This window comes from Mesorhizobium sp. MC2-1-1 (assembly GCF_057597255.1).
The window spans coordinates 3908922-3934861 of record NZ_CP195205.1 but is presented as its reverse complement, the minus strand read 5'-3'; the positions used below and the strand labels follow the sequence as shown (position 1 = coordinate 3934861).

23 protein-coding genes and 1 tRNA gene are annotated in these 25940 nt (G+C 64.0%); 13 read left to right on the top strand and 11 right to left on the bottom strand.

What is annotated here, in order from left to right; translation table 11 throughout:
* Positions 1 to 29: 29 nt before the first annotated feature.
* Together ACR64R_RS19450 and ACR64R_RS19445 are read right to left on the bottom strand one after the other, a co-directional pair.
* Positions 30 to 851 (bottom strand): ABC transporter permease, encoded by an 822-nt coding sequence (locus ACR64R_RS19450; RefSeq protein ID WP_487357919.1) that lies wholly within the window; start codon positions 849 to 851, stop codon positions 30 to 32.
* Complete coding sequence (locus tag ACR64R_RS19445; protein ID WP_487357918.1) at positions 848 to 1765, bottom strand: ABC transporter permease; 918 nt, start codon at positions 1763 to 1765, stop codon at positions 848 to 850. The genes ACR64R_RS19450 and ACR64R_RS19445 overlap by 4 nt, the downstream gene beginning before the upstream one ends.
* A 293-nt stretch (positions 1766 to 2058) precedes the next feature.
* On the opposite strand from ACR64R_RS19445, the gene ACR64R_RS19440 reads away from it, so the two are divergent.
* The gene (locus ACR64R_RS19440; RefSeq protein ID WP_487357917.1) at positions 2059 to 3477 is read left to right on the top strand and encodes an aminotransferase; all 1419 of its coding nucleotides are present in this window, start codon (positions 2059 to 2061) and stop codon (positions 3475 to 3477) included.
* 170 nt (positions 3478 to 3647) lie between these two features.
* Here the strand turns inward: ACR64R_RS19440 and ACR64R_RS19435 are convergent, their stop codons facing one another.
* Complete coding sequence (locus ACR64R_RS19435; RefSeq protein WP_487357916.1) at positions 3648 to 4850, bottom strand: aromatic ring-hydroxylating oxygenase subunit alpha; 1203 nt, start codon at positions 4848 to 4850, stop codon at positions 3648 to 3650.
* A gap of 474 nt (positions 4851 to 5324) precedes the next feature.
* On the opposite strand from ACR64R_RS19435, the gene ACR64R_RS19430 reads away from it, so the two are divergent.
* Positions 5325 to 5735, top strand: a complete 411-nt coding sequence (locus ACR64R_RS19430; RefSeq protein WP_487357915.1) for a hypothetical protein — start codon at positions 5325 to 5327, stop codon at positions 5733 to 5735.
* Between the two features lie 163 nt (positions 5736 to 5898).
* Here the strand turns inward: ACR64R_RS19430 and ACR64R_RS19425 are convergent, their stop codons facing one another.
* Both ACR64R_RS19425 and ACR64R_RS19420 read right to left on the bottom strand, forming a co-directional pair.
* A complete protein-coding gene (locus ACR64R_RS19425) occupies positions 5899 to 8001 on the bottom strand; it encodes a GAF domain-containing sensor histidine kinase (protein WP_487357914.1) in 2103 nt (700 codons plus the stop codon).
* 136 nt (positions 8002 to 8137) lie between these two features.
* Positions 8138 to 8866, bottom strand: a complete 729-nt coding sequence (locus ACR64R_RS19420) for a response regulator (RefSeq protein ID WP_487357913.1) — start codon at positions 8864 to 8866, stop codon at positions 8138 to 8140.
* Between the two features lie 93 nt (positions 8867 to 8959).
* Between ACR64R_RS19420 and ACR64R_RS19415 the strand changes: the two genes are divergently transcribed.
* A complete protein-coding gene (locus tag ACR64R_RS19415) occupies positions 8960 to 9649 on the top strand; it encodes a winged helix-turn-helix domain-containing protein (RefSeq protein WP_487357912.1) in 690 nt (229 codons plus the stop codon).
* Between the two features lie 84 nt (positions 9650 to 9733).
* Here ACR64R_RS19415 and ACR64R_RS19410 read toward each other — a convergent pair whose 3' ends face one another.
* Positions 9734 to 9898 (bottom strand): hypothetical protein, encoded by a 165-nt coding sequence (locus tag ACR64R_RS19410; protein WP_487357911.1) that lies wholly within the window; start codon positions 9896 to 9898, stop codon positions 9734 to 9736.
* Between the two features lie 33 nt (positions 9899 to 9931).
* On the bottom strand, positions 9932 to 10204 hold the full coding sequence (locus ACR64R_RS19405) for a hypothetical protein (RefSeq protein WP_487357910.1): 273 nt from the start codon (positions 10202 to 10204) through the stop codon (positions 9932 to 9934).
* 408 nt (positions 10205 to 10612) lie between these two features.
* Between ACR64R_RS19405 and ACR64R_RS19400 the strand changes: the two genes are divergently transcribed.
* Complete coding sequence (locus ACR64R_RS19400) at positions 10613 to 11068, top strand: L,D-transpeptidase (RefSeq protein WP_487357909.1); 456 nt, start codon at positions 10613 to 10615, stop codon at positions 11066 to 11068.
* A gap of 121 nt (positions 11069 to 11189) precedes the next feature.
* On the opposite strand, the gene ACR64R_RS19395 is transcribed toward ACR64R_RS19400, so the two are convergent.
* Together ACR64R_RS19395 and ACR64R_RS19390 are read right to left on the bottom strand one after the other, a co-directional pair.
* A complete protein-coding gene (locus tag ACR64R_RS19395; protein ID WP_487357908.1) occupies positions 11190 to 14273 on the bottom strand; it encodes an efflux RND transporter permease subunit in 3084 nt (1027 codons plus the stop codon).
* On the bottom strand, positions 14270 to 15583 hold the full coding sequence (locus tag ACR64R_RS19390) for an efflux RND transporter periplasmic adaptor subunit (RefSeq protein ID WP_487362492.1): 1314 nt from the start codon (positions 15581 to 15583) through the stop codon (positions 14270 to 14272). The genes ACR64R_RS19395 and ACR64R_RS19390 overlap by 4 nt, the downstream gene beginning before the upstream one ends.
* Positions 15584 to 15720: 137 nt before the next feature.
* Here ACR64R_RS19390 and ACR64R_RS19385 point away from each other — a divergent pair, with 137 nt between their 5' ends.
* From ACR64R_RS19385 to ACR64R_RS19350, 8 genes are all read left to right on the top strand, one after another.
* Entirely contained in the window at positions 15721 to 16254 is a 534-nt protein-coding gene (locus ACR64R_RS19385; protein WP_487357907.1) for a TetR/AcrR family transcriptional regulator, read from the top strand.
* Between the two features lie 90 nt (positions 16255 to 16344).
* Complete coding sequence (locus tag ACR64R_RS19380) at positions 16345 to 17946, top strand: inorganic phosphate transporter (RefSeq protein ID WP_487357906.1); 1602 nt, start codon at positions 16345 to 16347, stop codon at positions 17944 to 17946.
* Between the two features lie 117 nt (positions 17947 to 18063).
* Positions 18064 to 18852, top strand: a complete 789-nt coding sequence (locus tag ACR64R_RS19375) for a 3-hydroxybutyrate dehydrogenase (RefSeq protein ID WP_487357905.1) — start codon at positions 18064 to 18066, stop codon at positions 18850 to 18852.
* Between the two features lie 179 nt (positions 18853 to 19031).
* Positions 19032 to 19850: a chromate resistance protein ChrB domain-containing protein gene (locus ACR64R_RS19370; RefSeq protein ID WP_487357904.1), complete on the top strand. Its 819-nt coding sequence runs from the start codon at positions 19032 to 19034 to the stop codon at positions 19848 to 19850.
* Complete coding sequence (gene chrA / locus ACR64R_RS19365) at positions 19847 to 21229, top strand: chromate efflux transporter (RefSeq protein WP_487357903.1); 1383 nt, start codon at positions 19847 to 19849, stop codon at positions 21227 to 21229. Before ACR64R_RS19370 ends, chrA begins: the two co-directional genes overlap by 4 nt.
* Before the next feature lie 120 nt (positions 21230 to 21349).
* Positions 21350 to 21475, top strand: coding sequence for a hypothetical protein (locus tag ACR64R_RS19360; RefSeq protein WP_487357902.1), 126 nt, complete (start codon positions 21350 to 21352; stop codon positions 21473 to 21475).
* A 257-nt stretch (positions 21476 to 21732) separates the two neighbouring features.
* Positions 21733 to 22272, top strand: coding sequence for a sigma-70 family RNA polymerase sigma factor (locus ACR64R_RS19355; protein WP_487357901.1), 540 nt, complete (start codon positions 21733 to 21735; stop codon positions 22270 to 22272).
* Positions 22259 to 23185 (top strand): anti-sigma factor family protein, encoded by a 927-nt coding sequence (locus tag ACR64R_RS19350; protein ID WP_487357900.1) that lies wholly within the window; start codon positions 22259 to 22261, stop codon positions 23183 to 23185. The genes ACR64R_RS19355 and ACR64R_RS19350 overlap by 14 nt, the downstream gene beginning before the upstream one ends.
* A gap of 29 nt (positions 23186 to 23214) precedes the next feature.
* Here the strand turns inward: ACR64R_RS19350 and ACR64R_RS19345 are convergent.
* Positions 23215 to 23291, bottom strand: a tRNA-Arg gene (locus ACR64R_RS19345).
* An 88-nt stretch (positions 23292 to 23379) separates the two neighbouring features.
* On the bottom strand, positions 23380 to 24543 hold the full coding sequence (locus tag ACR64R_RS19340; RefSeq protein ID WP_487357899.1) for a M20 aminoacylase family protein: 1164 nt from the start codon (positions 24541 to 24543) through the stop codon (positions 23380 to 23382).
* Positions 24544 to 24763: 220 nt separating this feature from the next.
* Between ACR64R_RS19340 and ACR64R_RS19335 the strand changes: the two genes are divergently transcribed.
* Positions 24764 to 25936 (top strand): D-alanyl-D-alanine carboxypeptidase family protein, encoded by a 1173-nt coding sequence (locus ACR64R_RS19335; RefSeq protein WP_487357898.1) that lies wholly within the window; start codon positions 24764 to 24766, stop codon positions 25934 to 25936.
* Positions 25937 to 25940 lie beyond the last annotated feature (4 nt).

Genomic DNA, 25940 nt, shown 5'->3' with positions numbered 1-25940 from the left:
CGGACTGGGTGCGATCGGATTGGACCCGCTCAAGCATAGAGGCCTCCCTCGTTCTGGGTGCGTCTCGCCGCCCGGCGGCGCAGGATTTCGGCGACGGTCATCAGCACGAAGGACGCCAGCAGCAGCAAGGTGCCGAGCGCCAGCACACCGGGAAGCTTGGCCGCGAAACGCAACTGGCCCCAGATGTAGATCGGCAGAGTCGCCTCCGTGCCGGTGAGAAAGAAGGCAATGATGAATTCGTCCAGCGAGATGGTGAAGCAGACGAGCAGGCTGGAGATGATCGCCGGAGCAACCATCGGCAGCGTGACCCGTCTGAAGGTGCCGAAGGCGCTTTCGCCGAGATCGGCGGAAGCTTCCTCCAGGCTGCGGTCGAAACCCTCGAAGCCGGAGGTCAGCACGGTCATCGAATAGGGGATGCAGACCAGCACATGGCCGAGCACCACGGTGAAAAGCGACAGGCTGAGGCCCAGCTGCAGCATGACCAGCAACATCGAGATCGCGACGATCACTTCCGGCAGCACCAGCGGCGCCATGATCAGCCCGTTGATGGCGCGGCGGCCGGGATAGCGGTAACGAGTGATCGAGCGGGCGGCGAGAATGCCGAGCACGGTGGACAGGATCGATGCGGAGACGCCGACGATCAGGCTGTTCCAGGTGGCGTCAATCAGCGCCGGCGTGCGCGGCAGGTCCTCGTACCAGTGCAGCGTGACGCCGGAGAGCGGGAATTTTGGCGTCGCCGCCGTGTTGATCGAGAAGATCGGCAGGAAGATCACCGGCAGATAAAGGAAAAACAGATAGAGGACGGCGTAGGTCGGCAGCCAGCCGGGCAGGAAGCGTCTCATCGCCGTCATCGCGCCAGCCTCTGCAGCGCGCGTAAGATCAGCACGGTGGCGCCGGCCATCAGCGAGACGATGATCATGGTGGTAACCGAAAGTGCCGCGCCCAGCGGCCAGTTAGACGCCTTGCCGAACTGCGCCTGGATGGCGTTGGCGATCATGACGCCGTCCTTGCCGCCGACCAGCTTCGGCGTGACATAGTCGCCGACTGTCGGGATCATGACGATCAGCGCGGCCGAGATGACGCCGGGCGCCGACAGCGGCAGGGTGACGCACAGGAAGGAGCGCAGCGGCCCGTCGCCCAGATCGGTCGCCGCTTCGACCAGGGTCCGGTCGACCTTCTCCAGCGAGACGAAGATGGGCAGGATGGCGAAGGTGGCCCAGGCATGGGTCAGCGTGATGATGACGGCGCTGGAGTTGTAGAGCAGCGCCGTCGAGGGCTCGTCGATGATGCCGAGGCCCATCAGGCCGGAATTGAGCACGCCGTTGTAGCCCAGGATCACTTTCCACGACATCACGCGCAGCAGGTAGCTTGTCCAGAACGGGATGGTGATGAGGAACAGCCACAGGCTCTTGTGGCGGCCGCCATGGAAGGAGATGAAATAGGCAATCGGGTAGGCAAGCGCCACCGTCAGCAGGCTGACCGTCAGCGAGATATAGAGCGAGCGCCAGAGCAGGTCGCGGTAGATCGGCTCCGTCAGCGCGATCCGATAGTTCTCGAGGGTGAATGTGTGGTCGATGGTGAGATAGTTCTGCGTCCAGAAGGAATGCGCGATGACGACCAGGATCGGCAGGACGAGGAGAACAAGGGCATAGACGAATGTCGGGCTGATCAGGGCGAAGCCCTGGACGGCTTCCGATTGCAGAAGGGGACTTCGTCTCGATCCCGCCACGCGTAGCGGCGGCGACCCTTCCGCGGCAACCGTCATTGCAGCGCTCCGGGCGGGATTTCAGTTGCTGGCTCGGACTGTCCCGCCATGCGGCTTTCCCATTCGCGGCACCGGCCGCCCGTTCCCGATTTTATGTTTGGAGCGTGATCGCTCCTTGGCTTGCCGGCTTTGTTTCATCATGAGCGCATCAGCCGATTGAAATCAAGCGCTATTTCTGCGATATTGATTGAACGGATATTCAAAATGAAGTGATGAAGCGTCAATTTTCCGGGACTTTTCAGCAGCTTCAACTGCCCAGGACAACTTCCACAATCTGACGATGCGAGGCGAAGATGGCGGCTCTAAGCAAGAGCAAGGCAAGCGAAATGACCGAGCCCGGCAATGACGACGCGGTCGAGCTCGCCAAGCGCCATCTCGTGCAGCCCTGGCCCTATGCCGGTTCGGTCGGCAACGAGGCGCGCGCGCTGATCGGCGAGGGCGACGGCATCTACATCACCGACGCATCCGGAAAGCGGCTGATCGACGGCCCGGCCGGCATGTGGTGCATCAATGTGGGCCATCGCCGCGAGGAACTGGCCAAGGTCATGTACGACCAGGCGATGCAGCTCTCCTACAACACGCCCTGGTACACGATGAACGCGCCCTCGGCCGAGCTTGCTCGGCGCATTGCCGATGCGGCACCCGGCGACCTCAGCCACACCTTCTTCACCACCGGCGGCTCATCGGCGGTTGAGACGGCGCTGCGCTTCATGCAGTTCTACAACAATGTGCGCGGCCGGCCGGAGAAGAAGCTGATCCTGAGCCGCGGCGGCGCCTATCACGGCTCGACCTATCTGTCGGCCTCGCTCAACGGCCGCCCACGCGACCGCGACTGGATGGACGGCGCCGACGAATTGGTGGTGAAGCTGTCCTCGCCCGATCCTTTCCGGCGGCCGAAAGAGATGAGCATCGCCGCCTTCACCGATTTCCTGGTCGACCAGTTCCGCGATACCGTGGCGCGCGTCGGCGCCGATCGAATCGGCGCCTTTGTCGGCGAGCCAGTGCAGGCTTCCGGAGGCGTCGTAGTGGCGCCGGACGGCTATCTCAAGCGGATCCGCGAGATATGCCGCGAAAGCGATATCCTCTATGTCTCGGACGAGGTGGTGACCGGTTTCGGAAGGCTCGGCCATGTCTTTGCCTCCGGCGACGTGTTCGGCATCGACCCGGACATGATCACCTTCGCCAAGGGCGTCACCTCAGGCTATTTTCCGCTCGGCGGCGTCATCATCTCGGAGCGGCTGCTGGAAGAGCTGCGCCGCTCAAACCACCCGGATGCGCTGTTCGGCCATGGCCTTACCTACACCAGCCATCCGATCGGCTGCGCGGTGGCGCTGAAGAACCTGGACCTGCTGGAGGAAGGGGTGCTTGCGCACACGCGTGAAATCGCACCTTATTTCCAGGCGCAACTGAAGACGCTGGAAGAGCTGCCGCTGGTCGGCGAGGTGCGCGGCCTCGGCCTTATGGCCTGCGTCGAATGCGTCGCAGACCGCGAAAGCAAGAACCCACTGCAGCTCGACAAGGACGTGGGAAAACGCATCGATGCGCATTGCCACGAACTGGGCCTGTTGGTGCGGCCGCTGATCAACATGTGCGTGATGTCGCCGCCGCTGATCATCACCAAGGAGCAGGTCGACGACATGGTCAGGATTCTGCGCGAAGGCATTTCGCGGACCATGGATGATCTGAGGAAAGAAGGGGTGTGGCGGGGATGAGCGTCAATCTCCCCCCTCGAGGGGAGATGTCGCCGAAGGCGACAGAGGGGGTCGTCTCACGTAGAGCGCCTGCGTCTTCCGCGATGACATAGGGCGTCGGCGCTCCACGCGCAGCGACCCCCTCTGGCCGCTCCGCGGCTATCTCCCTCAAGGTGGGAGATCAGCAGCTTTCATCCCCTTGAGCGCAACGCCTCGTTCAACCCCCACATATCCTTTTCCTCGGGCGCGGTCGCGAGGCTCAGCACCGGGACCTGTTTGCGCAGGTGGTCGTGGTGGGTGCGCACGCCATATTCGAGGTCGGAGAGGTAGAAACCCTCGAAGGCCTCCGACAGCATCGATTCGTTCGACCACACCGAGAGCTGCACGTCCTCGTTCATGGTGTCGCGGTCGATGCGGTAGGCGAGGTAGCGCGCAGCGGCCTGTTCGCGCGTCTCGTCCTTGTAGCGGTAGATGGCGCCGCGCAGCAGAGTTTCGCCGGTGGACAGCGGAAACTCCTGATAGAACTGCACCGACTCCGGCATGATGGACAGCGCGTTGTTGGGGAAGATCCCGTAGTAGATCCAGGCCTTGCGCAGATGCTCCGGCAGATCGATGGCACCGGTCGAGAGCTTGATGTATTCGCGCACGCTCCAGCGCCGTCCGGCGTGCGGATTGTAGGTGGCGAAGGACCGCGACACGCCGTTGATAAAGGGCTCGTCGAAATAGGTCGCGCCATAGAGGTCCTGCAGCGCTGGATGCGCCATGGCGACATGGTAACCTTCGTTGTCGACGTCGCGCACCGACTTCCAGTTGACCGGAGACTTTTGCGTCCAGATGCCCCAGGACGGTACCATGTCGGCGACGTTGTAGTGCGCGATCTCGGCCTCGATCGGCTTGAGGAGCTCCGCCACCGAGGGCTGAGGGCCGCCCTTGCGGAAACGTATGAAGATGAAACCCATCCAGATTTCGAGTTCGAGCGGCATCAGGCCGAACTCGGTTTTGTCGAGCTCCGGGAAGGAGTGCGGACGGGCAGCGCCGCGCAGCGTGCCGTCGAGATTGTAGACCCAGCCATGGAACGGGCACACCAGCGCGTTCTTGCAGGTGCCCTGGCTGTCTGCGACCACGCGGCTGCCGCGATGGCGGCACATATTGTTGAAAGCGCGCACGACGCCGTCCTTGCCACGCACGATCAGCGCGCGCTCGCCGACGACGTCCATGGTCAGATAGTCGCCCGGATTCGGCACGTCGCTGACATGGCCGGCAATCTGCCAGTGGTTGCGGAAGACGTATTCCTTCTCGAGCTCGAGAAGGGCGTCGGAGTGATAACTCCACCCTGGCAAGCCCCGCCGGTCCCAATCATTGGGGATCGCCACATCACGGAGGTGCGGGTTCATGGGCATGGTCTTCTTTTTGTTGAATACTCATTCAATATAAACACATTTCCTATTGAAATGCAATGGCTTGCGGTAATTTGGAAACTCATCGTCGGCAAGATTGAGGCCACACGAACCGGAAAAGCTTCGGAAAACCCGGGTCTTAATCAGGAAAGCGCAAGAGCAATTCCGAACGCCGATAGGGACCTGCGGAAGGCTTGCCAGAAGGGTCACGGGCGCGAGGCGGATAGTCGCAACGTGCTCGATTCAGGCTTTGCTGTGTGATGCTGCTTACAGTCGGCGAAGCGCGACGGGCGCATAGGTTCGCCGACCGGCTCGATACAAGCCAAATGATCGCGGTGGGCGCGTGGGCGGGTCATCCGGCGCTTGTTTCAAGACCTGTTACACGGGCCACCTCCGGAAATCATATGGCTGTTACCTGGTGCGTTTAAGTTCGTTTCATAGGAAAAAGAAAGATAACGAAGGGAACAACCGATGTTTGCGAGAGTCCGCATTGCCGATGCCAATCGCCGCCAGCATGGTCCGGAGCGCAATGACCGTCGGCCGAGGCTTGCGCTGCGCCAGCGCGCCAGCGACCATCCGATGGCGATGTTCATGCTGATCGGCGCATGCGCCTTCGTCGGTATGCTGGCCGCGCCTGCCTCAGGCCCTGCTTTCGCGTCGATCAACCCGCCGGCCAATGTCGTCGAGGGTGCGCAGACCACGCTCAAGACCGCCCGCCTGCCGGAATCCGCGATCGATTTTGCCTGCAAAGGTCAGAATTGGGGCGCCGAGAGCATCGATTGCCTGCGCGCCATTGCCGAGCAGTCCGGCCAGCACCGGGAGCGCGCGGTGCGCATGATCGCCAGCGCGGCTCCGCTCACCAGCACGCCGAACGTTTTTTAAGCCCTCCCCAGAGCGCTCCCTCCTGCGCTCAAGTCAGGCTCCCGCCGCTCAGTCGGTCGGGAGCCTCTTTTTTTGGGGGATCGGCCGGAATTCAGGTGCCACCTCCACGCTCGGCCCCGGCTTGCCCTGAATCCTGGCCGATCCCGCGACGGTGCGGTTCGGCTCAGATGTGGGCGCCGTCGTCGGCGGCCACCAGATCGGCGACCGTCGAAAGCACGCCGCGCACGTCGAGCGTCGAGAAAGGCTTCTCCAGGATATGCGGGCGCTGCGGCGGCGGCAGCGCTTCGATTTCCGCCTTGGCGCCGATCATGTCGCCGGTCACCAGCACGAAGCGCCTGGCCAGCGCGGGCTGTTGCGAAAGCAGTTCGCGGTAGATCGCGATACCGCTGATGCCCGGCATGCGCAGATCGGAAAAAACGATGTCCGGCGGCATGTGACCGTTCAACACGTCCGCCGCCGATGTCCAGCTTGCCACCACGCGCGACTTGAGGCCCATCAGCTCGAGTATGTCGGACAATGAGGCGGCGACGTCCGGCTCGTCGTCTATCACCAGCGCATGGCGCAGCCCGCTCGACCGCGCCGGACCTTCACCGGGCGCGGCGGCTCCGCCCGCGATCGCCGGCAATTGCACGACGAAACGCGCGCCGTTCGGCTTGACCTCCTCGAACCAGATGTTGCCGTTGTGACGCTCGACGATCGATTTCGAGATCGACAGGCCGATGCCAGTGCCGACGCCGACCGGCTTGGTGGTAAAGTAGGATTCGAAGATGCGTGAGCGGATTGCATCTGGAATGCCCGGGCCGTTGTCCTCGACGGAAAAACCCGGATTGCCGCCCTCGCTGCGGAAAGTCCGCACCTTGATGCGCCGCTCGCCGGTGATGCCGGCAAGCGCGTGCTGGCTGTTGATGAGGAAGTTGGCCGCGACCTGCGTGATGTGGTCGGCGTCGGCCATGGCCAGCAGCGGTCCGGCCGCGAAATCGGTGTCGATGATGATGCCGCTGGAACGCGCGCCATAGGCGGTGACTTCGAGCGCCGCCCGTACCACCTGATTGAGGTCCGTCTCGGCCTGCTCGCTCGGGTGCAGCCGCACCATGGACAGAAAGCTCTTGACGATACGGCCGCAGCGCTCTGCGGCGGCGCGCACCTTCTCTGCGCGAACCTTGGTCTGCGGATCGCTGGCGAATTCGTGCAGCAGCGTCGACTGCGCCACCACCACCGCCAGCGGGTTGTTGAGCTCGTGCGAAACCCCGGCCAGCAGCGAGCCCATTGCCGCCATCTTCTCGTTCTGATGCAGCTTCTCGCGCTGGCGGTTGATCTCTTCCTCGGCCTGCAGCCTTTCGCGCAGGTCACGGATCGAGCCGAAGATCAGTCGGCGGTCGGCAACGCGCATCTCGGTCGCCGTCAGTTCGATGGGAAAAATCTCACCGGCGGCGTTCTGGGTGACTGTCTCCAGGCGCTGGCCGACCATCGGCGCGCCGCGGCCGGCCATGTATTCGGCGCCCGAGGCATAGCCCTTGCGGTAGTAGATCGGGACGATTGTATCGAGCAGGTCCTTACCCAGGATGGCGCCGCGCTGGAAGCCGAACATCTTCTCGGCGGCAGGATTGAACTCGATGATCGAGCCCGTTTCGTCGATGACGATGATGGCATCGAGCGAGGCCTGCAGCATGGTGCGGCGGATCACTTCGCTGACATGCGCCTCGGACGGAGAGCGTTCGATGGCGTCGCCGATGGCCAGAGCGATGATGTGCAGCGCCGCTTCTTCCTCATCCGTCCATTCGCGCTCGTCGACGCAGTCGTTGATGGCCAGCGTGCCCCAGAGGTGGCCATGCGCGAAAACCGAGACGGACAGGAACGACTTGATGTTCTGCTGTTCGAAATCGGTCCGCAGGAAACCGTCGAGGTCGCGCGTATGGCCGGAGAAGATCTTGCCTTGCCGCTCGTCCTCCTGCAGCTGCTCCAGCAGCGGGTCCGAATTGATGATCGACTGCATGATCACGGTTGGGGAGGCCAACTCGCCGCCGAAATCCGGGTCGATCCAGTAGGCGGCGACGGACTGCGCGAAGCCCTCGCCCGGCAATTCGCTCAGGCGGAACAGGATGCCGCGCTGGCAGTCCATTCGGCGGCACATCGTCTCCAGTATGCCGTGCATCTCGCGCCGCCAGTCGCCCGCCTCGCGCAATCGGCGCACGACGTGGACGGCCGCCATCGCGGCGCCGCCCGGGCGCGAGCCATGCATATCGTTGCGTGCTGCCTCAGCAGTCATGGTCCGCCGTCTCTCGGAGTCCGCTTAAACGCGTCGCTCCCAAAAAGGATCGAGCGGCGCGCCTGACCTGCCCTCTTGATGCATGTCGTATTCCCAAAAACCGCTGCGCACTACTGGACAACATGCATTGGGCGGTTCAATTGCCATCGCCGCTCGGCAGCGAGAAGATATAGCCTTCGCCACGCACCGTGCGCAGGAATTTCGGATTTGCGGGGTCGGCTTCGATCTTCTTCCTCAATCGCATGATCCGGATGTCCACGGCGCGTGACGATTCCGGGTCCTCGACGAAGCCTATGGCTTCCGAAATCGCCGCCCGCGTCAAAAGCCGGTTGGCGCGGGTGAGGAAAACCTCGAGCACGTCGAATTCGCTCTTGGCCATCTCGATGACCGCGCCATTGGCGCCGATGACCAGACGGCCGTCGAAATCCGCCTGGAAGCCCCCGAAATTCATGAAGCGGCGGTTGCCGGTTTCAGTCTTCGACGCTTGCGGCTCGGCCGGCTGCGGCACGCGGCGCAGCACGCTGCGCACCCGCGCCAGCACCTCGCGCAATTCGTATGGCTTGACGATATAATCGTCGGCGCCGAGCTCCAGCCCGACGATGCGGTCCAGCGCGGTGCCGGCGGCCGTCGCATAGATGATGCCGATCTGTGTTCTCGAGCGCAGCCAGCGGCCGAGCGACAAGCCGTCCTCGCCGGGCATGGCGATATCGAGGATGGCGAGATGGAAAGGCTGCGATTCGAACAGCGCGCGCGCGGCCGCGGCATTCTCTGCCGTGACGACCTCATAGCCGCTGGCGCCGAGATATTCGGCCACCGCTTCCCTCAGATCCGGTTCGTCCTCGACGATGATGATGCGTGCCTTCACGACGCGCTCGCTCCCGCTTTCAGCGGAAAGTAGATTGGGTATAAACATGATGTCCAGCGCTCATCTCGGGTTGCCTGTGGCGGGGTGTAGAAAATGGCCGCACGATCCGTCATCGCACTTGTGTCCATCGCCGAAGTGGTGGCGGGCGAACTCGCCGATCATCTCGACCGGCGCGGGCATGACGTGCGCCTGGCGCGCCAGCCCTGGGAGGCCGAGACGCTGCTTTCGGCGGGCGGCATCGATGTCGTGGTCGTGGGTGACGAAGTTACTCAGGCCGAGGGCCGGGAGTTGCTCAGGCGCTATGGCGGGCAAGGCGGAGGCAGCGAGCGCGGTCCCGACTTCATCCTGATCTGCCGGCCGCGCGATCTCGTCGACAAGGTACTGGCGCTTGAGCTCGGCGCCGCCGACGTCATCGAAAGCCCGCTCAATGTGCGCGAGCTTGCCGCGCGCATCGGCGGCCTGCTGATGAGACGCGGTAGGGCCGCCGGAGAGCTGATCGTGCTGGAGAACGCCACCGTCGATCTGCGGTCGGCCATGGTGATGCATCGCTCGGGCGCGGAGGAACAGCTTTCTCCGGGGCAGGTGGCGCTGCTCAAGCTGTTTCTGGCGAGCCCGCGCAAGGTACTGACGCGCGACGACATCATCGCTGCGGCACCCGCCGAGAATGCCGACGCTTTCGACCGTTCCATCGATTCGCGCATCGTGCGGCTTCGCCGCAAGCTCGACACCGAGGCGATCACCACCATTCGCGGCGCCGGCTATCGTTTCGACCCGCCGCTCTAGGGAACGTCGTGAGGTCGGGTCGGCGAAACTGGCGAGCATCGGATTGCCCAAAGCGGTGGTCATTTTGGGTCCGACGCCGGGCGCTCAGCGCACCACGATGACCGAGGGTCCAGTTGGGACGTTCGCGCTGACGGTCATGTCGGCCCGTGCCGGCTCCTTGAGCAGTGCCGTCGCCAGCGCAGCGAAGCCAAGCAGACCCTGCGCGTAAAGAAGCGCGGAAAGCACCGAGGCAGCAAGTTTCGTGTTCATGTCCTATCCCCAATTCTCGATGTCGTCGGTGCTTCAGGAAACTCCCGAAGCACCCGCGCCGCTGACGGAGCCCCCCGCTGCGGCGCGGGCCTTCGGTCCTCTCGGCAGCAAGTAGCCGGAGGGGCCGCGCGTCTGCCCCAGCCGAAGGCCGACCCGCCAGAGGGCCTTCAGCCGGTGGACGCGCAGGCTGGACAAAATCCAGACCGTGGCGATGAACAGAGCCATGTGCAGCGTGGAAACCTCGGCGGAATTCATCGTCGCCAGCATCGCCGGGCTGCCGGCCACCGAGCCGGCGGCACCCGGCATGATCGCCGCCACGCCGATCCTGGGAAAGCCAGGAGCGGAATTTCGATTTCCTGCCTATTTTCGTCTGCGTATGTCTGTTCCCGTTTCAGCAAATTTGTCCCCAGCCTGTATCCGCATCATGCCGCCGAGGGCTCGACTTGTTGCAGATTTGTTTCGAAATTGGCTTCCAGACTTTCATATGGCGGCCAGATGCGCGTTCGTTTGCGCTGCACCATGTCATATGACCGCGAGTCGCTGCGCGTCCTCCAGATGCGGCAATAGCATTTTCCGGCGCCCTTTCCGTCAACTTTAGGAAACAAATTCGAAACAGAAACGCGCATCAAGCGAAATTGATCTGAAACAGGCAACCCAGATAAGGCGGTTCATCGAATTGAAGCCGGCGCGACCGGCAAAAAAAGAGGGATCGTCATGCATACCGCCACTGCCGCCAGGCTCATCAATGTCGCCGCCGCTGCGCTCACCGGCGCGGGACTGCTCTTCGGCGCCGGCAACAGCGCCCACGCCAGCCAGATCGTCGCCAAAGTTTCGCTGTCGCAGCAGATCATGGAAGTCACGGTCGACGGCCGTCCGACCTACACCTGGAAGGTATCGACCGGCGCCAGGGGGCACATCACGCCGACCGGCTCGTTCAAGCCGACCCGCATGCACGAGATGTGGTATTCGAAGAAATACGACAACGCGCCGATGCCGCATTCGGTGTTCTTCAATGGCGGTTACGCCGTTCACGCCACCTATGCCATCAGCCGTCTCGGTCGTCCCGCCTCGCACGGGTGCGTGCGGTTGCATCCCGACGCCGCGGCCGATTTCTATCAACTCGTCGAGTCTTTCGGCCCCGCCAACACCAGCATCGTCATCGAGAAGTAACGCGCCGGGAAAAAGTAGCTGGCAGGTTGCCGCCTTCCGCCGATCGCGAAGCCGTGAGGCACCCGCCAAAAAAGAGGCCGGAATTCTCCGGCTTCTTTTGTTCTCCGCTTTGTTTGCCGTCTCAGTCGGGCAGCGCCGGCATCAGCTTCGGATCGGGTTTCTCGGCAAGATGCGGTAGGTCCTTGCTGGCGATGAAGGTGTAGAACATCGGCACGACGAACAGCGTGAACATGGTGCCGACGAGGATGCCGGTGAAGATGACGAGGCCCATGGAGTAACGGGCAGCGGCGCCGGCGCCGCTGGAGATGATCAACGGCACGACGCCGAGCGCCATGGCCGCCGTCGTCATCAGGATGGGGCGCAGGCGCACCTTGGCCGACGCGACGATGGCGTCGCGCCTGCGCATGCCGTGCACCTCACGCTGCTGGTTGGCGAACTCCACCAGCAGGATGCCGTGCTTGGTGATCAGGCCGATGAGCGTGATCAAGCCGACTTGGGTGTAGATGTTGAGCGTCCCCAGGCCGATGTTCAGCGGCACGATGGCGCCGAAGATCGACAGCGGCACGGCCATCATGATGATCAGCGGGTCACGGAAGCTCTCGAACTGCGCCGCCAGCACCAGATAGATCACGACCACTGCCGCGGCGAAGGCGATCAGGATGGTGTTGCCCTGCTCCTTCTCCTGACGCGACTGGCCGGAATAGTCGATGAAGAAGGTGTCGGGCAGGGTCTCCCTTGCGAGGTCCTCCAGCACCTTCAAGCCGTCGCCGGTGGTGACGCCGGGCAGGGGCAAGGCCGATATCGTCGAAGAGTTCAGCTGGTTGAACTGCTCGATCGCCGCCGGCGAGGCGTTGGTGGAAATCTTCACGACTGCCGATAGCGGCACCATCTTGCCGTCAACGCTGCGAATGAAATATTGGCCGAGCTTCTCGGGGTTGTCGCGGAATTCCTGCGGCACCTGCGGGATGATGTCGTAGCTGTTGGAATCGCGGTCGAACTGCGCCACTTCGGCGCCGCCGACAAGGAGCGTCAGTGTATTGCCGATATCGGCGATCGGCAGGTTCAACGCCGCCGCGCGTTCGCGGTCAATGGTGACGGTCACCTGCGGCGCATCGTAGGCCATCGAGTTCTGCACAACGATGAAGCGGCCCGAGGCTTGAGCCTTGTTCTTGATTTTTTCCGCCTGGTCGTAGACCTCGGACGGATCGCCCGTCGAGCGCACGACCATGGAAATCGGCAGGCCGCCGCCGGAACCCGGCAGTGTCGGCGGTGCGAAGACAAAGGCCTGAACGCCGGCGACCTTGGCAAGCCGTGCGGTAATGTCGGCCTGCAGTTCCTTCGAATTGCGCTTGCGGTCGGCCCAGTCCTTGAAGGCGAAACCGACGAATGCGCTGTTGGTGGCGCCGCCGAAGGCAACGGCCGAGAACTGCGCTCGGGTCTCCGGGATGTCCTTCACAAGCCCCAGGATCTGGTTGACGTAGGTCTCAGTGTAATCCGATGTCGCATAGCGTGGCCCGGTCACCAGCGATAGCAGGAAGCCCTGATCCTCTTCGGGCGCCAGCTCGGTCGATGTCTTGGTGAACATGAAGCCAGTGAGAGCGACAAGCGCGACGACGATGATCAGCGTCACCGGCCGGTTCCTGAGCGAAGCGGTGACGGCCCGTTCATAGACGTGTTCGACGCGGCTGAACGTACCATCGACGATGCGCTGGAAACGGCTGTGCTGGCCCGCCTTGAGCAAGCGCGCCGACATCATCGGCGTGATCGTCATGGCGATCAGGCCCGACAGCACCACGGAGCCGGCCAGCGTCACGGCGAACTCGCGGAACAGGGCGCCGGTCAGGCCGCCGGTGAAGGCAAGCGGGGCAAACACGGCGGCCAGGGTGATGGTCATCGCCACGATGGCCGTCGCGATCTCGCGCATGCCGTTGAAGGCCGCCTGCATCGGCGACATGTGATCCTCCTCCATATGGCGGTGGATGTTCTCCACCACCACGATGGCATCGTCGACGACAAGGCCGATCGCCAGCACCATGGCCAGCAGCGACAAAAGGTTGATCGAGTAGCCCACCGCGAACAAAAGGAAGCAGACGCCGATCAGCGACAATGGGATCGTCACGATCGGCATCATCACCGAGCGAAACGAGCCGAGGAACAGAAGGATCACCACGATGACGATGGCCACGGCTTCGCCGATGGTCTTGAACACTTCCTCGATCGAGGCGCTGATCTGTCCGGTGGCGTCGTAGACGATCTCGATCGTCATGCCTTTCGGCAGCGTATCCTGGATCTGCGGCACAAGCTTGGTCAGCGCCGCCGCCGTGGTCAGCGGGTTGGCCGCCGGCGTCGGGAAGATGGCGAGGAAGGTGCCTGGCTTGCCGTTGAAGCTCACCCTGGTGTCGGTGTTGGCCGCGGCGAGTTCGACACGCGCGACATCGCGCAAGCGCACAACCTCGCCATTCGTCGAGCGGATCGGGAGCTGGGCGAACGCCTCTGGCGTCTGCAGGGTAGAACGCACGGTGATCGAGGAGACCACATACTCATTCTGGGTGTTGCCGGGCGCCGACAGGAAATTCGAGTTGTTGATGGCGGTCAGCACGTCCACGGCCGTGGCACCGCGCGCGGCTAGCCGGATCGGGTCGATCCAGATGCGCATGGAATATTCCTGGGCGCCGAAGACCTGCACGTCGGCGACGCCTTCCACGGTCGAGATGCGGGGACGAATGACGCGTTCGATATACTCGGTGAGCTGCTCCTTCGTCATGTTCGGATTCTGCATCGATATATACATCATCGCGAACTGCTGCCCGGTGCCCTTGACGATCACCGGGTCCTTGGCCGCGCTCGGCAGCGTGCCGCGCACGCCCTGGACCTTGGACAGCACCTCGGTGAGTGCCACGTCCGGATTTGAGCCGAGCTTCATCTGCACCGTCACCGTGCTCGATGACGGACGGCTGGAGGAGGTCACGTAGTCGATATTTTCGGTCGAGGCGACGGCGCGCGCGATCGGGGCCGATATGAAGCCCTGGATGAGGTCCGCGCTGGCGCCCGGATACGCGGTGGTTATGGTGATCGCCGTCTCGTCGACCTTGGGATACTCGCGGATCGACAGGCCAAAGATGCCCTGGAAACCCAGCAGCAGGATCATGCAGGCCAGCACCGTCGAGAGCACGGGCCGGCGGATGAAAAGGTCGGAAAAGCTCATTGCTGAACCTGCTTGTTCGCCGATTTGCTGGGATCGATGGTGTTGTCGACGGCAACCGACATGCCGTTGAAGAGCCGGTTCTGGCCCGCCGTGACGACCTGGTCGCCATCCTTGAGGCCCTCGGTGATCTCAACCAGGCCGTCGTTGCGGCGTCCGAGTTTCACGAACACTTGCGAGATGGTCAACGCCGGCTGCTGGGCGGGATCGGCCGGCTTGGCACTGTCGGCAGCCGCCTTGTCGGCAGGCTTGGTATCTGCCGGCTTGGCAGCGTTGTCGGCGGGTTTGGACGCATCCGCCTGCGGCTTGGCGGCATCGGCGGCCGCCTTATCGGTGGCGGCCTTCTGCTCGTCCGGCTTTGCCGGAGCCGCAGCGGCACCCTCAGCGGGCTTCGCCGGCACGACCACGAAAACATAGTCGCCATAAAGGCTCGTCGTCACCGCTGTTTGCGGCACCGAGATGACATTGTTTTCCTGAGGCAGCTCGACACGGATCTGGACGAACTGGCCGGGCGTCAGCTTGCCTTCCGGATTGGCGACCTCGCCGCGGACCGAGACCAGCCGGCTCGCCGGGTCGATCTTGGGGTCGATGCCCCGGATAAAGCCGGCAAAGGACAGATCCGCCAGGCTGCCGCCAATGCGCATGGTCTGACCGATCTTCAACAGCGGCAGCTGCTGTTCGGGGACCGTGAAATCGACACGCATGGTATCGAGATCCTGGATCGTCACCACCGCGTTTCCGGGGGCCAGGTACTGGCCGATATCGATCTTCGGAATGCCGACCGTGCCGCTGAAGGGCGCGGACAATTGCTTTTGGTCGAGCACCGCCTGCAGCTTGTTCACCTGCGCCGCCGAGGCATCCGCGGCGGCACGCGCGGCGTCGAGCGTCGCGTCCGTACCGACGCCGCGCCGCTGCAGTTCGATCGCACGGGTCAGCGCCGCCTGGTCCGAGGCGGCCTGCGCCTTTTGAGCTACCAGATCGGCTTTTTCAACGGCATCGTCGAGCTGCACCAACACCGCGTCGGCGGCAACCTTCTGGTTGGCGTGGAAAAGGATCTGCTTGACGATGCCGCTCGTCTCAAGGGTCAGATCGACGCCGTGCACCGCATTGACAGAGCCGATCGCCTCGACGCCGGGCGTCCATACCGAAGGCTTGACGATCACTGTCGAGACAGTGGCGGCCGGCGGCTTCATGGTGGCGAAATACTGCTTGATGCCGGCATCGCGCATGAAGTTGAAACCAACGATGCCGACACAGATCACAGCGAGTAGAATCAGGAACACGACGATGATGATGAAGCGCTTCACGGACAGTCCCCTCGAGCCGGCAACCGGCAGAACAATCGATGCCGGGACACATATCGACGATAAGTCCCGGTTTCAAACGGCGCCTTACTGTACCGGCTGGACGGTCTTGTCAATTCCGCCTATGCTAATGTAGGGAAGGCGTGATGAGAGTACCCAGGGCAAACTCGCGCGAAAAGATACTTGCCGCCGCCGCCGACGTGGCCCGCGAGACAGGCCCGGGAAGCCTGTCGCTCGAGGCGGTCGCCAGCCGTGCCGGCGTGTCGAAAGGCGGCCTGCTCTACAACTTCCCGACCAAGGCCAAGCTGATGCAGGGGCTGGTCGAAAACTATCTCAGCGACTTCCGGAAGGCGCTTGAAGCGCGCGCCGCCGGTGCCGGGCACGAAAGCGTACTCTCGGCCTATATCAAACTGTCGGCCGACGACTGCGAGCGCCCAAAACCCTCGGCCTCCTGGATGTTCTCGGCGATCGCCGAGGATCCCGATTTCCTGACACCGATAAAAGCCTTCAAGCACCAGCTGTTCGAACGGTTGAAAGGCGAAACCAGCGATCTCGGCTCGCTGCTCGTCTGTTTTGTCGCCATCGAAGGCCTGCGCAGCATGAATCTTTTCGATTCCGACGTGCTTTCCGAAGAAGAGCACAAGCTTCTGATATCCGCGCTCCTGAAGATAGCCGGGTAGGCCCCACTCGGTCGAAGACGTCACACCAGCTTCATCCGGGGGACATAGCGTCCTTCCCGGTTCTTTGCTGCGATGCAAATGGAGTGGGACATGGTGGACGTGGTTTCCAGTGAGGCGGGTATTCCGCGGCCGGATCATCCGCTAGAGCAATCGGCGGGCGCCAGATGGTTCCTGCCGGCTTTCGGGGCGCTGGTGCTCGTAGGCATCATTTATGTCGGCTATGCGCTCAGCCAGGACCTGGCCATCGCCAAGACGGTGCCCTGGATCCTGCTCGGCATCGCTCTTCTGATCGCGCTGGGCTTCGAGTTCGTCAACGGCTTCCACGACACCGCCAATGCGGTCGCGACGGTCATCTATACACGCTCGCTGCCGGCAGAATTCGCCGTCATGTGGTCGGGTGTCTTCAACTTCCTCGGCGTTTTGACCTCGAGCGGCGCGGTGGCGTTCGGCATCCTGTCGCTGCTGCCGGTCGAGCTCATCCTGCAGGTCGGCTCGTCATCCGGCTTCGCCATGGTGTTCGCCCTGCTGCTCGCCGCCATCCTGTGGAACCTGGGCACCTGGTTCCTCGGCCTGCCGGCCTCGAGTTCGCACACCATGGTCGGCTCGATCATAGGCGTCGGCCTCGCCAACCAGTTCATGGCGCCGGCCGGAAGCGCTACCAGCGGCGTCGATTGGGGGCAGGCGACCAATGTCGGCACCACCTTGCTGGTCTCGCCCATCGTCGGTTTCTTCGCCGCCGCCGTGCTGCTCTACGCGATGAAGCTGCTGGTGCGCAATCCGGCCCTATACGAGGCGCCGAAGGGCAAAGCGCCGCCGCCGTGGTGGATCCGCGCGCTGCTGATCTTCACCTGCACCGGCGTCAGCTTCGCGCATGGCTCCAATGACGGCCAGAAGGGCATGGGCCTGATCATGCTGATCCTGATCGGCGTCGTGCCGACAGCCTATGCGCTCAACCGCACGCCCGACATCAACTATCTCGAAGCCTACAAGTCGGCCTCGAGCGCCGTCGAGCAGGCGCTGGGCAAGTATGTCAAGCCGGGCGTGACTGCCGCCGATCCGAAGACAGCCGTCCAGGAAGCCGTGCGCAGCAAGTCGTGGAACGACCAGACCACGCTCGCGCTGCAGACCTACATCCACAAGACGACCGCCGGGCTGCAGCCCTACGCCTCCGTCGACAAGGTTCCGACCGATCTGGTCAGCAACGCGCGCAACGATATCTACCTGATCGGCGAGGCGCTGAAACTGATCGACAAGAAGCAGCTGCTGCCGATGCAACCGGACGACCTCAAGGCGGTCACCGACTATCACAAGGCGGTCGACAATGCGACGAAGTTCATCCCACTGTGGGTGAAGATAGCGGTCGCGCTGGCGCTAGGGCTCGGCACCATGGTCGGCTGGAAGCGCATCGTCGTAACCGTAGGCGAGAAGATCGGCAAAAGCCATCTGACCTACGGCCAGGGCGCCGCCGCCGAGCTGGTCGCGATGGTAACCATCGGCATGGCCGACCGCCTCGGCCTGCCGGTGTCGACCACTCACGTGCTGTCGTCCGGCGTCGCCGGCACTATGGCGGCCAACGGTTCCGGACTGCAGTGGTCGACCGTGCGCAATCTCCTGCTGGCCTGGGTGCTCACGCTGCCTTGCTCGATCGCGCTTGCCTTCGTCCTGTTCGTGATCTTGCGCCACGTCTTCTGAGCTTGCGCAAAGATAACGTGGGTGTGGCATTGTGATGCTGCGACGCACAAATCATGTGCCTTACCGGCTGTCGTCGTCATATTCTTGCCTCCAGTCTTCCCGCTCGCGAGATCTCCCATGGGTTCCCTGTCTTCGAAGAACGCGCTCGTCACCGGCTCCACCAGCGGCATCGGCCTGGCAATCGCCCGCGCCTTTGCGGCCGAGGGCGCCAACGTCACCATCAACGGCCTGGGCGATGCCGCTGCGATCGAGCAGGAGCGGGCCGGCATCGAAAGGGATTTCGGCATCAAGTGCCGCTACTCCGGCGCCAACATGATGGACGGCGCCGCGGTCACCGCCATGGTCCATGAGGCCGAGCAAGCGTTCGGCAGCCTCGACATCCTGGTCAACAATGCCGGCATCCAGCATGTCGCGCCGATCGAGGAATTTCCGGACGACAAATGGGAAGCCATCATCCGCATCAACCTTTTGGCCGCCTTCTACGCCATCAAGGCGGCGGTGCCCGGCATGAAGAGCCGCAAATGGGGCCGCATCATCAACACGGCTTCGGCGCACGCGCTGGTCGCATCGCCGTTCAAGTCGGCCTATGTTTCGGCCAAGCACGGTATCGCCGGCCTGACCAAGACGGTGGCGCTGGAAGTGGCCCTGGACGGCATCACCGTGAATGCGATCGCGCCCGGCTATGTCTGGACGCCGCTGGTCGAGAAGCAGATCCCGGACACGATGAAGGCACGCGGCATGACCGAGGAGCAGGTCAAGCATGACGTGCTCCTGGCAGCGCAGCCGACCAAGGAGTTCGTCACAGGAGACGAACTCGCTGCGCTTGCGCTGTTCCTGTGCACGGACGCGGCCAGACAGATCACCGGCACGACCCTGCCGATGGATGGCGGCTGGACCGCGCAGTAAGCGCGACGGCCGTCTCGGGGAAAGGGCAGGCGGCGTTCCCGTCTTGCTTGGCAATTTGAATTCTTGACAATCGCGGGGGAGCGTACCAGCATCCCGGCCAAGGGGTTTCCCGCGACGACCCCGTGAGGCGTCAGCCCAACGATCGCGTCCAGACTCTCTTTGTTCAGGAGGTGGACGCTATGCCATCAACAACCGCAATCACCGTTCCGCAGCTCTCACGTCTCGTCGGTCTGCCCGACGCGCCGGTTCTTATCGACGTGCGCACCGACGAGGATTATGAAGCCGATGCGCGGCTGCTGCCGGCGTCGTGCCGGCGGGATTTCAAAACCGTTTCGACCTGGGCGGCGGAATTTTCCGGACGCAGGGTCGCCGTGATCTGCCAGAAGGGGCAGAAGCTTTCGCAAGGCGTGGCCGCATGGCTGCGTCACGAAGGCGTTCAGGCAGAGTCGCTGGAAGGCGGCTTCGAGGCCTGGGTCGCCGCCGGGGCGCCGTTGGTAACGGCCGGCGCGGTCCCGCCTCGCGACGAGGACGGCCGCACCATATGGGTGACGCGTTCGCGGCCAAAGGTGGACCGCATCGCCTGTCCCTGGCTGATCCGCCGCTTCGTCGACCCAGAAGCGGTATTCCTTTTCGTCGATCCGGCGGAGGTGTCTCTTGTGGCGGATCGCTTCACCGCGATTGCCTTCGATATCGAAGGCGTGTTCTGGAGCCACCGCGGCGATCGCTGCACATTCGACACGATGATCGAGGAGTTCGGTTTGCGCGTCGAGGCCCTCGATCGTCTTGCCCTGATCGTTCGCGCCGCCGATACGGCGCGCCTCGACCTCGTGCCACAGGCTGCCGGCTTCCTCGCCGCTTCGCTCGGCCTGTCGCGCATGTTCCGCGACGACCTCGAACAGCTCGAAGCCGGCATGCTCTTCTACGACGCATTCTTCCGCTGGTGCCGCGACGCAGCGGGCGAGACGCATAACTGGCCCGTTGGAGGCAAGGCGCAATGACGGCTCTCGCCAAGGACGCGCGGCCTGCCGAGGTCCCGGCCGTGCCGAGTTTTCGCGAAGCGACGCGGCTATGGGCAATGATCGGCCTGCTTTCCTTCGGCGGGCCGGCGGGGCAGATCGCGCTGATGCACAAGGAGCTGGTCGAGGAACGCCGATGGATAGGCGAGGAACGCTTCCTGCACGCGCTCAACTACTGCATGCTCCTGCCCGGCCCGGAGGCGCAGCAGCTTGCCGTCTATATCGGCTGGCTGCTGCACCGGACGACCGGCGGCCTCGTCGCCGGCACATTGTTCGTGCTGCCCGGCGCGCTGGTCATGCTGGGCCTGAGTAGCTTCTACATGCTCTACAATGACGCGCCGGTCGTCGAGGCGCTGTTCTTCGGCGTCAAGGCGGCGGTGCTGGCCGTCGTCGTCGAGGCGGTGATCCGCATCGGCAAGCGGGCGCTGAGGAATCGCGCAATGGTGGCGATCGCGGTGGCGGCTTTCCTTGCCATTTACGCAGCCGGGCTGCCTTTCCCGCTGATTATCTTTCTGGCGGGGCTGACCGGCTGGATCGGCAACCGTTTCGCGCCGGCGCTGTTTTCCGGTTCGGCGCATGGCAAGGGCAAGGTATCTGCCGACAATCGCGGGGCGGTGGACCTGATGTTCGAGCGCGGTGAACTCGGCCACACCATGCCGACGCGGTGGCATGCCGTCCGCACCATCGCCATCTGGCTGCCGCTCTGGCTTGGACCGGTGGCGCTGATCGCTGCGTTGACAGGCCCGGCCAGCGTGTGGAGCCATCTCGGTGGCTTCTTCAGCCTGATGGCCGTCGTCACCTTTGGCGGCGCCTACGCGGTTCTGGCCTATGTCGCGCAGGCGGCGGTGACCTCGTTCGGCTGGCTTTCGCCCGGCCAGATGGTCGACGGGCTGGGGCTTGCCGAGACGACGCCCGGGCCGCTGATCCTGGTGCTGCAATTCGTCGGCTTCGCCGCCGCCTACCGCCATGCCGGCGCCATGAGTCCGTTGCTGGCCGGATCGCTCGGATCGCTGCTGACGCTCTGGGTCACCTTCGTGCCCTGCTTCTTCTGGATATTTCTGGGCGCGCCCTACATCGAGCGATTGCGGCAGAACAGGGCGCTGGCGGCGGCGCTCGGCGCGATCACCGCGGCGGTGGTCGGCGTGATCATGAACCTTGCCCTGTGGTTCGCGCTGCATGTCGTCTTCGGCAAGGTCGAAAGCGTCGGCTGGGGCGTGGAGCTTCCGGTCCTGTCCTCGCTCGACTGGCGCGCCGCGCTGCTGTCGGCGGCGGCGATGGTCGCCATGTTCAGGCTGAAACTAGGCATGCTGCCGACCTTGGCCGGATCGGCGCTTGCCGGGCTGGCGCTGCTGGCGCTGTGAGGCGGCCCGGCGAACCGGTCACATCGGCGTGAAGGAAAAAGGCCGGGCGCCGGGAATAAACGGCTGAGTCCGCTGGTCTCCAAGGCATGCGCCACCTGTGCGCAACAGCAGGAGACCATCATGAAGCGGCACGAAGACAAGAGCACAAGGACCGTTGACGGCGAAGGCATCAGCCGCCGCCGTCCCCTGGCGCATTGGCGCCGGACGCATCTGTTCTGGGCGATACCGCCCCGCCGCCAGCCCTAATTCTGTGCCGATCGCAGCCATCGAGACCAACGACCATGACGGCGAGCATCACGTTTCAGCCAGCGATGCGCTGTCCCCTTCCGAGGCGCGCCTTGCTTCCGAGACACTTGACTCCGGTGACACCAATGCCTTCTCCTCCCTCGAAGCAGGCGCCATCGCCTGCGGTCGCGATCTTCTCCCGCACGAGCAGGGACAGACCATCGCCCCCCGCCGATGGCGGCAGACCCAAGGCGGGAGCGCCCGACGGCGGAACGGTGTTGAGCGAAAAGATGCTGGCCGCGCGTTTTGCCGAAGTGGTGCTGCCGCACCTCGGCGACGCGCTTTCCCTCGCCCGGTGGCTGACCGGTAACACCGCCGATGCCGAGGATGTGGTGCAGGAGGCCTGCCTCAAGGCGCATGCTGGCATTGCTGGCTTTGCCGGCGGCAATGCCCGCGCCTGGCTACTCACCATAGTGCGCAACGCTTCCTACACATGGATGGCGCGCAATCGGCCGCGCAGCGTGGTGGCCGTCGGCGACCTCGCCGACCTCGACGATGTCTCGCCGCCGCCGGACTCCGATGCCGACAGCCCGGAGGCGGCGCTGATCGCCAAGGCGGATTCGGCGGCGGTGGAAGCAGCGATCGCAAGGCTGCCGCAAGCGTTCCGCGAGACGGTGGTGCTGCGCGACATCAACGGTCTCAGCTACCGCGAGATCGCCACCATGCTCGGGGTGCCGCAAGGCACGGTGATGTCGCGGCTGGCGCGGGCCCGCGGCCTGTTGATGACGGAACTTGGAGGGCGCCATGAGCCCGCATGAAAATCGCCCGCATGAGGATGGATTGCCGCAAGACCCGCAGGACATGAAGCTGATGATCCACGCCCTTGTCGATGGCGAGCTCGATGCCGCGGCCGCTTTGGCGGTCGAGCGGCGCATGGCCGCCGACCCGGAGCTTGCCGCCGAACATGCGCGCCTGTTGGCGTTGCGCGGTGTTGTCGCCAGCCTGCCGCGTGCGGCCGTCAGCGACGATTTCCTGGCGCGTATCGCGGCCATCGCCGAGGTCAAGGATACCGGGGAGGGCGACGTAACCCAGCCTTCGGCCATCACGGCGGAAGCGCAGCAATCCGCGCAACAGCAGCAAGGCAATGTGATCGCGATGCGGCCGCGCGCGGCACGCTGGTTCAACTCCTTCGACTGGCGCCAGATGGCGGCCTCGATCGCGCTGACGGCTGTTCTCGCCAGCGGCGCCACGCAGTGGCTGACGACGGCGGACAATGGGTCCGAGAGCTTTGCGGTGGCAGTCGCCAACGGCCATCGCCGCAGCCTGCTCGCGGCGACTCCGGTCGACATCGTCTCGTCCGACCGCCACACGGTGAAGCCATGGCTTGACGCCCGCATCGGCGTGTCGCCGGCGGCGCCCGACATGGCCAAGGACGGCTACGCGCTGCTCGGCGGGCGCGTCGAGGTGATCGGCGACAGGCCGATGCCGGCGCTGGTCTACCGCCATCACGAGCATCTGATCACGCTGGTGGCCGCGCCGCGGCAGAACGAGGCCAAATCGGTGCCGGTGGCTGACGATCTCTCGGCGGGCGGCTTCCTCTTGGTCCACTGGACCGACGACGCCTTCTCCTACTGGGCGATCTCGGACGCCGAACGCCCCGCGCTCGACGATTTCGTCACCCGCTTCCGCGCCGCCGTCCTCGCCAACCCAGCGGCCGGCAGCCCGGGATAGGCAGGGCGGCGTTACCAACTACTCGAAAGTGGTGATCCCGACAGGAATCGAACCTGTGACCTACAGATTAGGAATCTGCCGCTCTATCCTACTGAGCTACGGGACCACGCGGCCAGACACATAAACGCTTCAGGACGGTTCGCCAAGAGGCGAGAAGGCGAAGGGGGCGCCCGTCGTCTGCCACCGCCGAGTCGTCAAGCGGCCAGCGCCGTTTCCGCCAGCTTTACCCAGTAGCTCATGCCGTGCGGGATGACCTCGTCGTTGAAGTCGTAGGCCGGATGGTGCAGGCCTGCCGAGTCGCCATTGCCGATGAAGATGAAGGCGCCGGGGCGGGCCTCCAGCATATAGGAGAAATCCTCTCCGCCCATCAGCGGCTGAATGGCGCGGTGGACATGGCCGTCGCCGGCGACGTGGGCCGCGACATCGCCGGCAAAGACGGTTTCCTCGGCATGGTTGAAGGTGACGGGGTAGTTGGCGTCGTAATCCACCTCGATCGTTGCGCCGAAGGCGGCGGCGAGGCCGGCGCTGAGCGCGCGGATGCGCTCTTCCGATCGCTTGGCCACTTCCTTCCTCAGCGTGCGCACGGTGCCGGCGATCTCGGCGCTTTCGGGGATGACGTTGTAGGCATCGCCGGCGTGGAACTTCGTCACCGATACCACCACGGCCTCGACCGGGTCGGTGCTGCGCGAGGCGATGGTCTGCAGTGCGCCGACCAACTGGCTGGCGATGACGATCGGGTCGATCGTGCCATGGGGCATCGCGGCATGGCCGCCGCGACCCTTGACGGTGATGGTGAATTCCGCCGTCGCGGCCATGATCGGGCCCGGCTTGATGGCGAACTGGCCGACGGGCAGGCCCGGCATGTTGTGCATGCCGAACACTTTCTCGATGCCGAAGCGCTCCATCATGCCGTCCTTGACCATTTCATTGCCGCCGCCGCCGCCTTCCTCGGCCGGCTGGAAGATCACCGCCACGGCCCCGGTGAAATTGCGCGTCTCGGCAAGATATTTGGCCGCGCCCAGCAGCATGGCGGTATGGCCGTCATGGCCGCAGGCATGCATCTTGCCGCGCACGGTCGAGGCCCAGGGTTTGCCGGTGATCTCGTCGATCGGCAGCGCGTCCATGTCGGCGCGCAGCCCGATGGTCGGGCCGTCGCCCTTGCGGCCGCGGATGATGCCTACGACGCCGGTCCTGCCCAGCCCCGTCACCACTTCGTCGCAGCCGAAGGCCTTCAGCTTGTCGGTGACGAAGTCGGCGGTCTGGAAGACGTCGAAGTTCAGCTCCGGCGTCTGGTGAAGATGGCGTCGCCAGCCGGCGACTTCTTCCTGCATTTCCGCGGCGCGGTTGAGAATCGGCATGATCGGTCCATTTCTTGGTTTATTGGCGGCGCTCGGTTCAGAACCGATGCTCAGCAATTGTGATTGTATCGCACTTTGCCATTTTGGCGTCACATAGGGTAAATAGCACCGCAACAATGCAGCCCGGATCGAGGGTCGGGCCGCATTTATGCTGGCGATGGGTAACGAAATCTTACGGACCCAGCAGCGATTACGGCAAGAGGCGATTTCGGATCAGATCATGCGGCAGAGGCATTTCCTCAACCTGTTGCTGGCAAGCGCGCTCGCGCTTCCGGTGTTTGGCGGATTGGCCCGGGCCAATCCGATCGTTCTCTTCGACCTCAAGAGCGGCGCCATTCTGGAGCATCAGGACGCGTTCAAACGCTGGTATCCGGCCTCGCTCAGCAAGCTGATGACGGCCTATGTCGCCTTCCGCGCCATCCAGGCCGGGGAGGTGGCGCTCGATTCGCCGATCAAGGTGACTAAACATTCGGCCGGCGAGCCGCCGAGCAAGATGGGCTTCAAGCCCGGCTCGGTGATGCGGCTCGACAATGCGTTGAAGATGATGCTGGTCAAGTCGGCCAACGACATCGCCATGGCCATCGGCGAGAATATCGGCGGTTCGCAGGCGGCATTTGCCGATCGCATGAACGCCGAGGCAGCCCGGCTCGGCATGGTCGGCACGCATTTTGTCAACCCCAACGGCCTCTATTCGCCGGAACAATATACAACCGCCCGCGACCTTGCCGTGCTGGTGACGGCGTTGCGAAATGACTTTCCACAATATGCTCCGTGGTTTTCGATTGAAGGCCTGGCCGTCGGCAAAAAGGCGATCCCGAACTACAACCTGCTGATCGGGCGTTATCCGGGCGCCGACGGCATGAAGACCGGGTTCGTCTGCTCGTCCGGCTTCAACATGATCGGTTCGGCGACGCGCAACGGGCGCACGCTGGTCGCAGTGGTGCTTGGCGAGAAATCGGCGGTCAGCCGCGCCGAGGCAGCGGCGAAGCTGCTTGACCATGGTTTTGATACTCCAGTGCCGGGTTCGACCACGCTGGCCGCTCTCAAGCCCTATGGCGACACGCTGTCGCCCAACGACTTGCACGACGAGATCTGCGCCAAGAAGTCGAAGGAGGAGCAATCCGAGGCGGCCCCCGAGGTTGCCGCCAAGGACAAGCCGAAATCGCCCTATCAGGTAAAGCTCGGACACCCGACGCTCATCGCCGTCGGCCTCGGCGGCGCTACCGGGCCGGCGCCGAAGGCCTTCGTCGACCAGACCGATCAGAACTATGCCGACGTGCCGCTGCCGAGCTGGCGGCCAGACGTACCGGCGCCGAAGGGCGCGGAGCCGCTGGCGACCGGAACGGCCGCCGCCGCCGCGCAGGGCGACCAGCCCGTCAAAGTCGCCAATTAGCCAA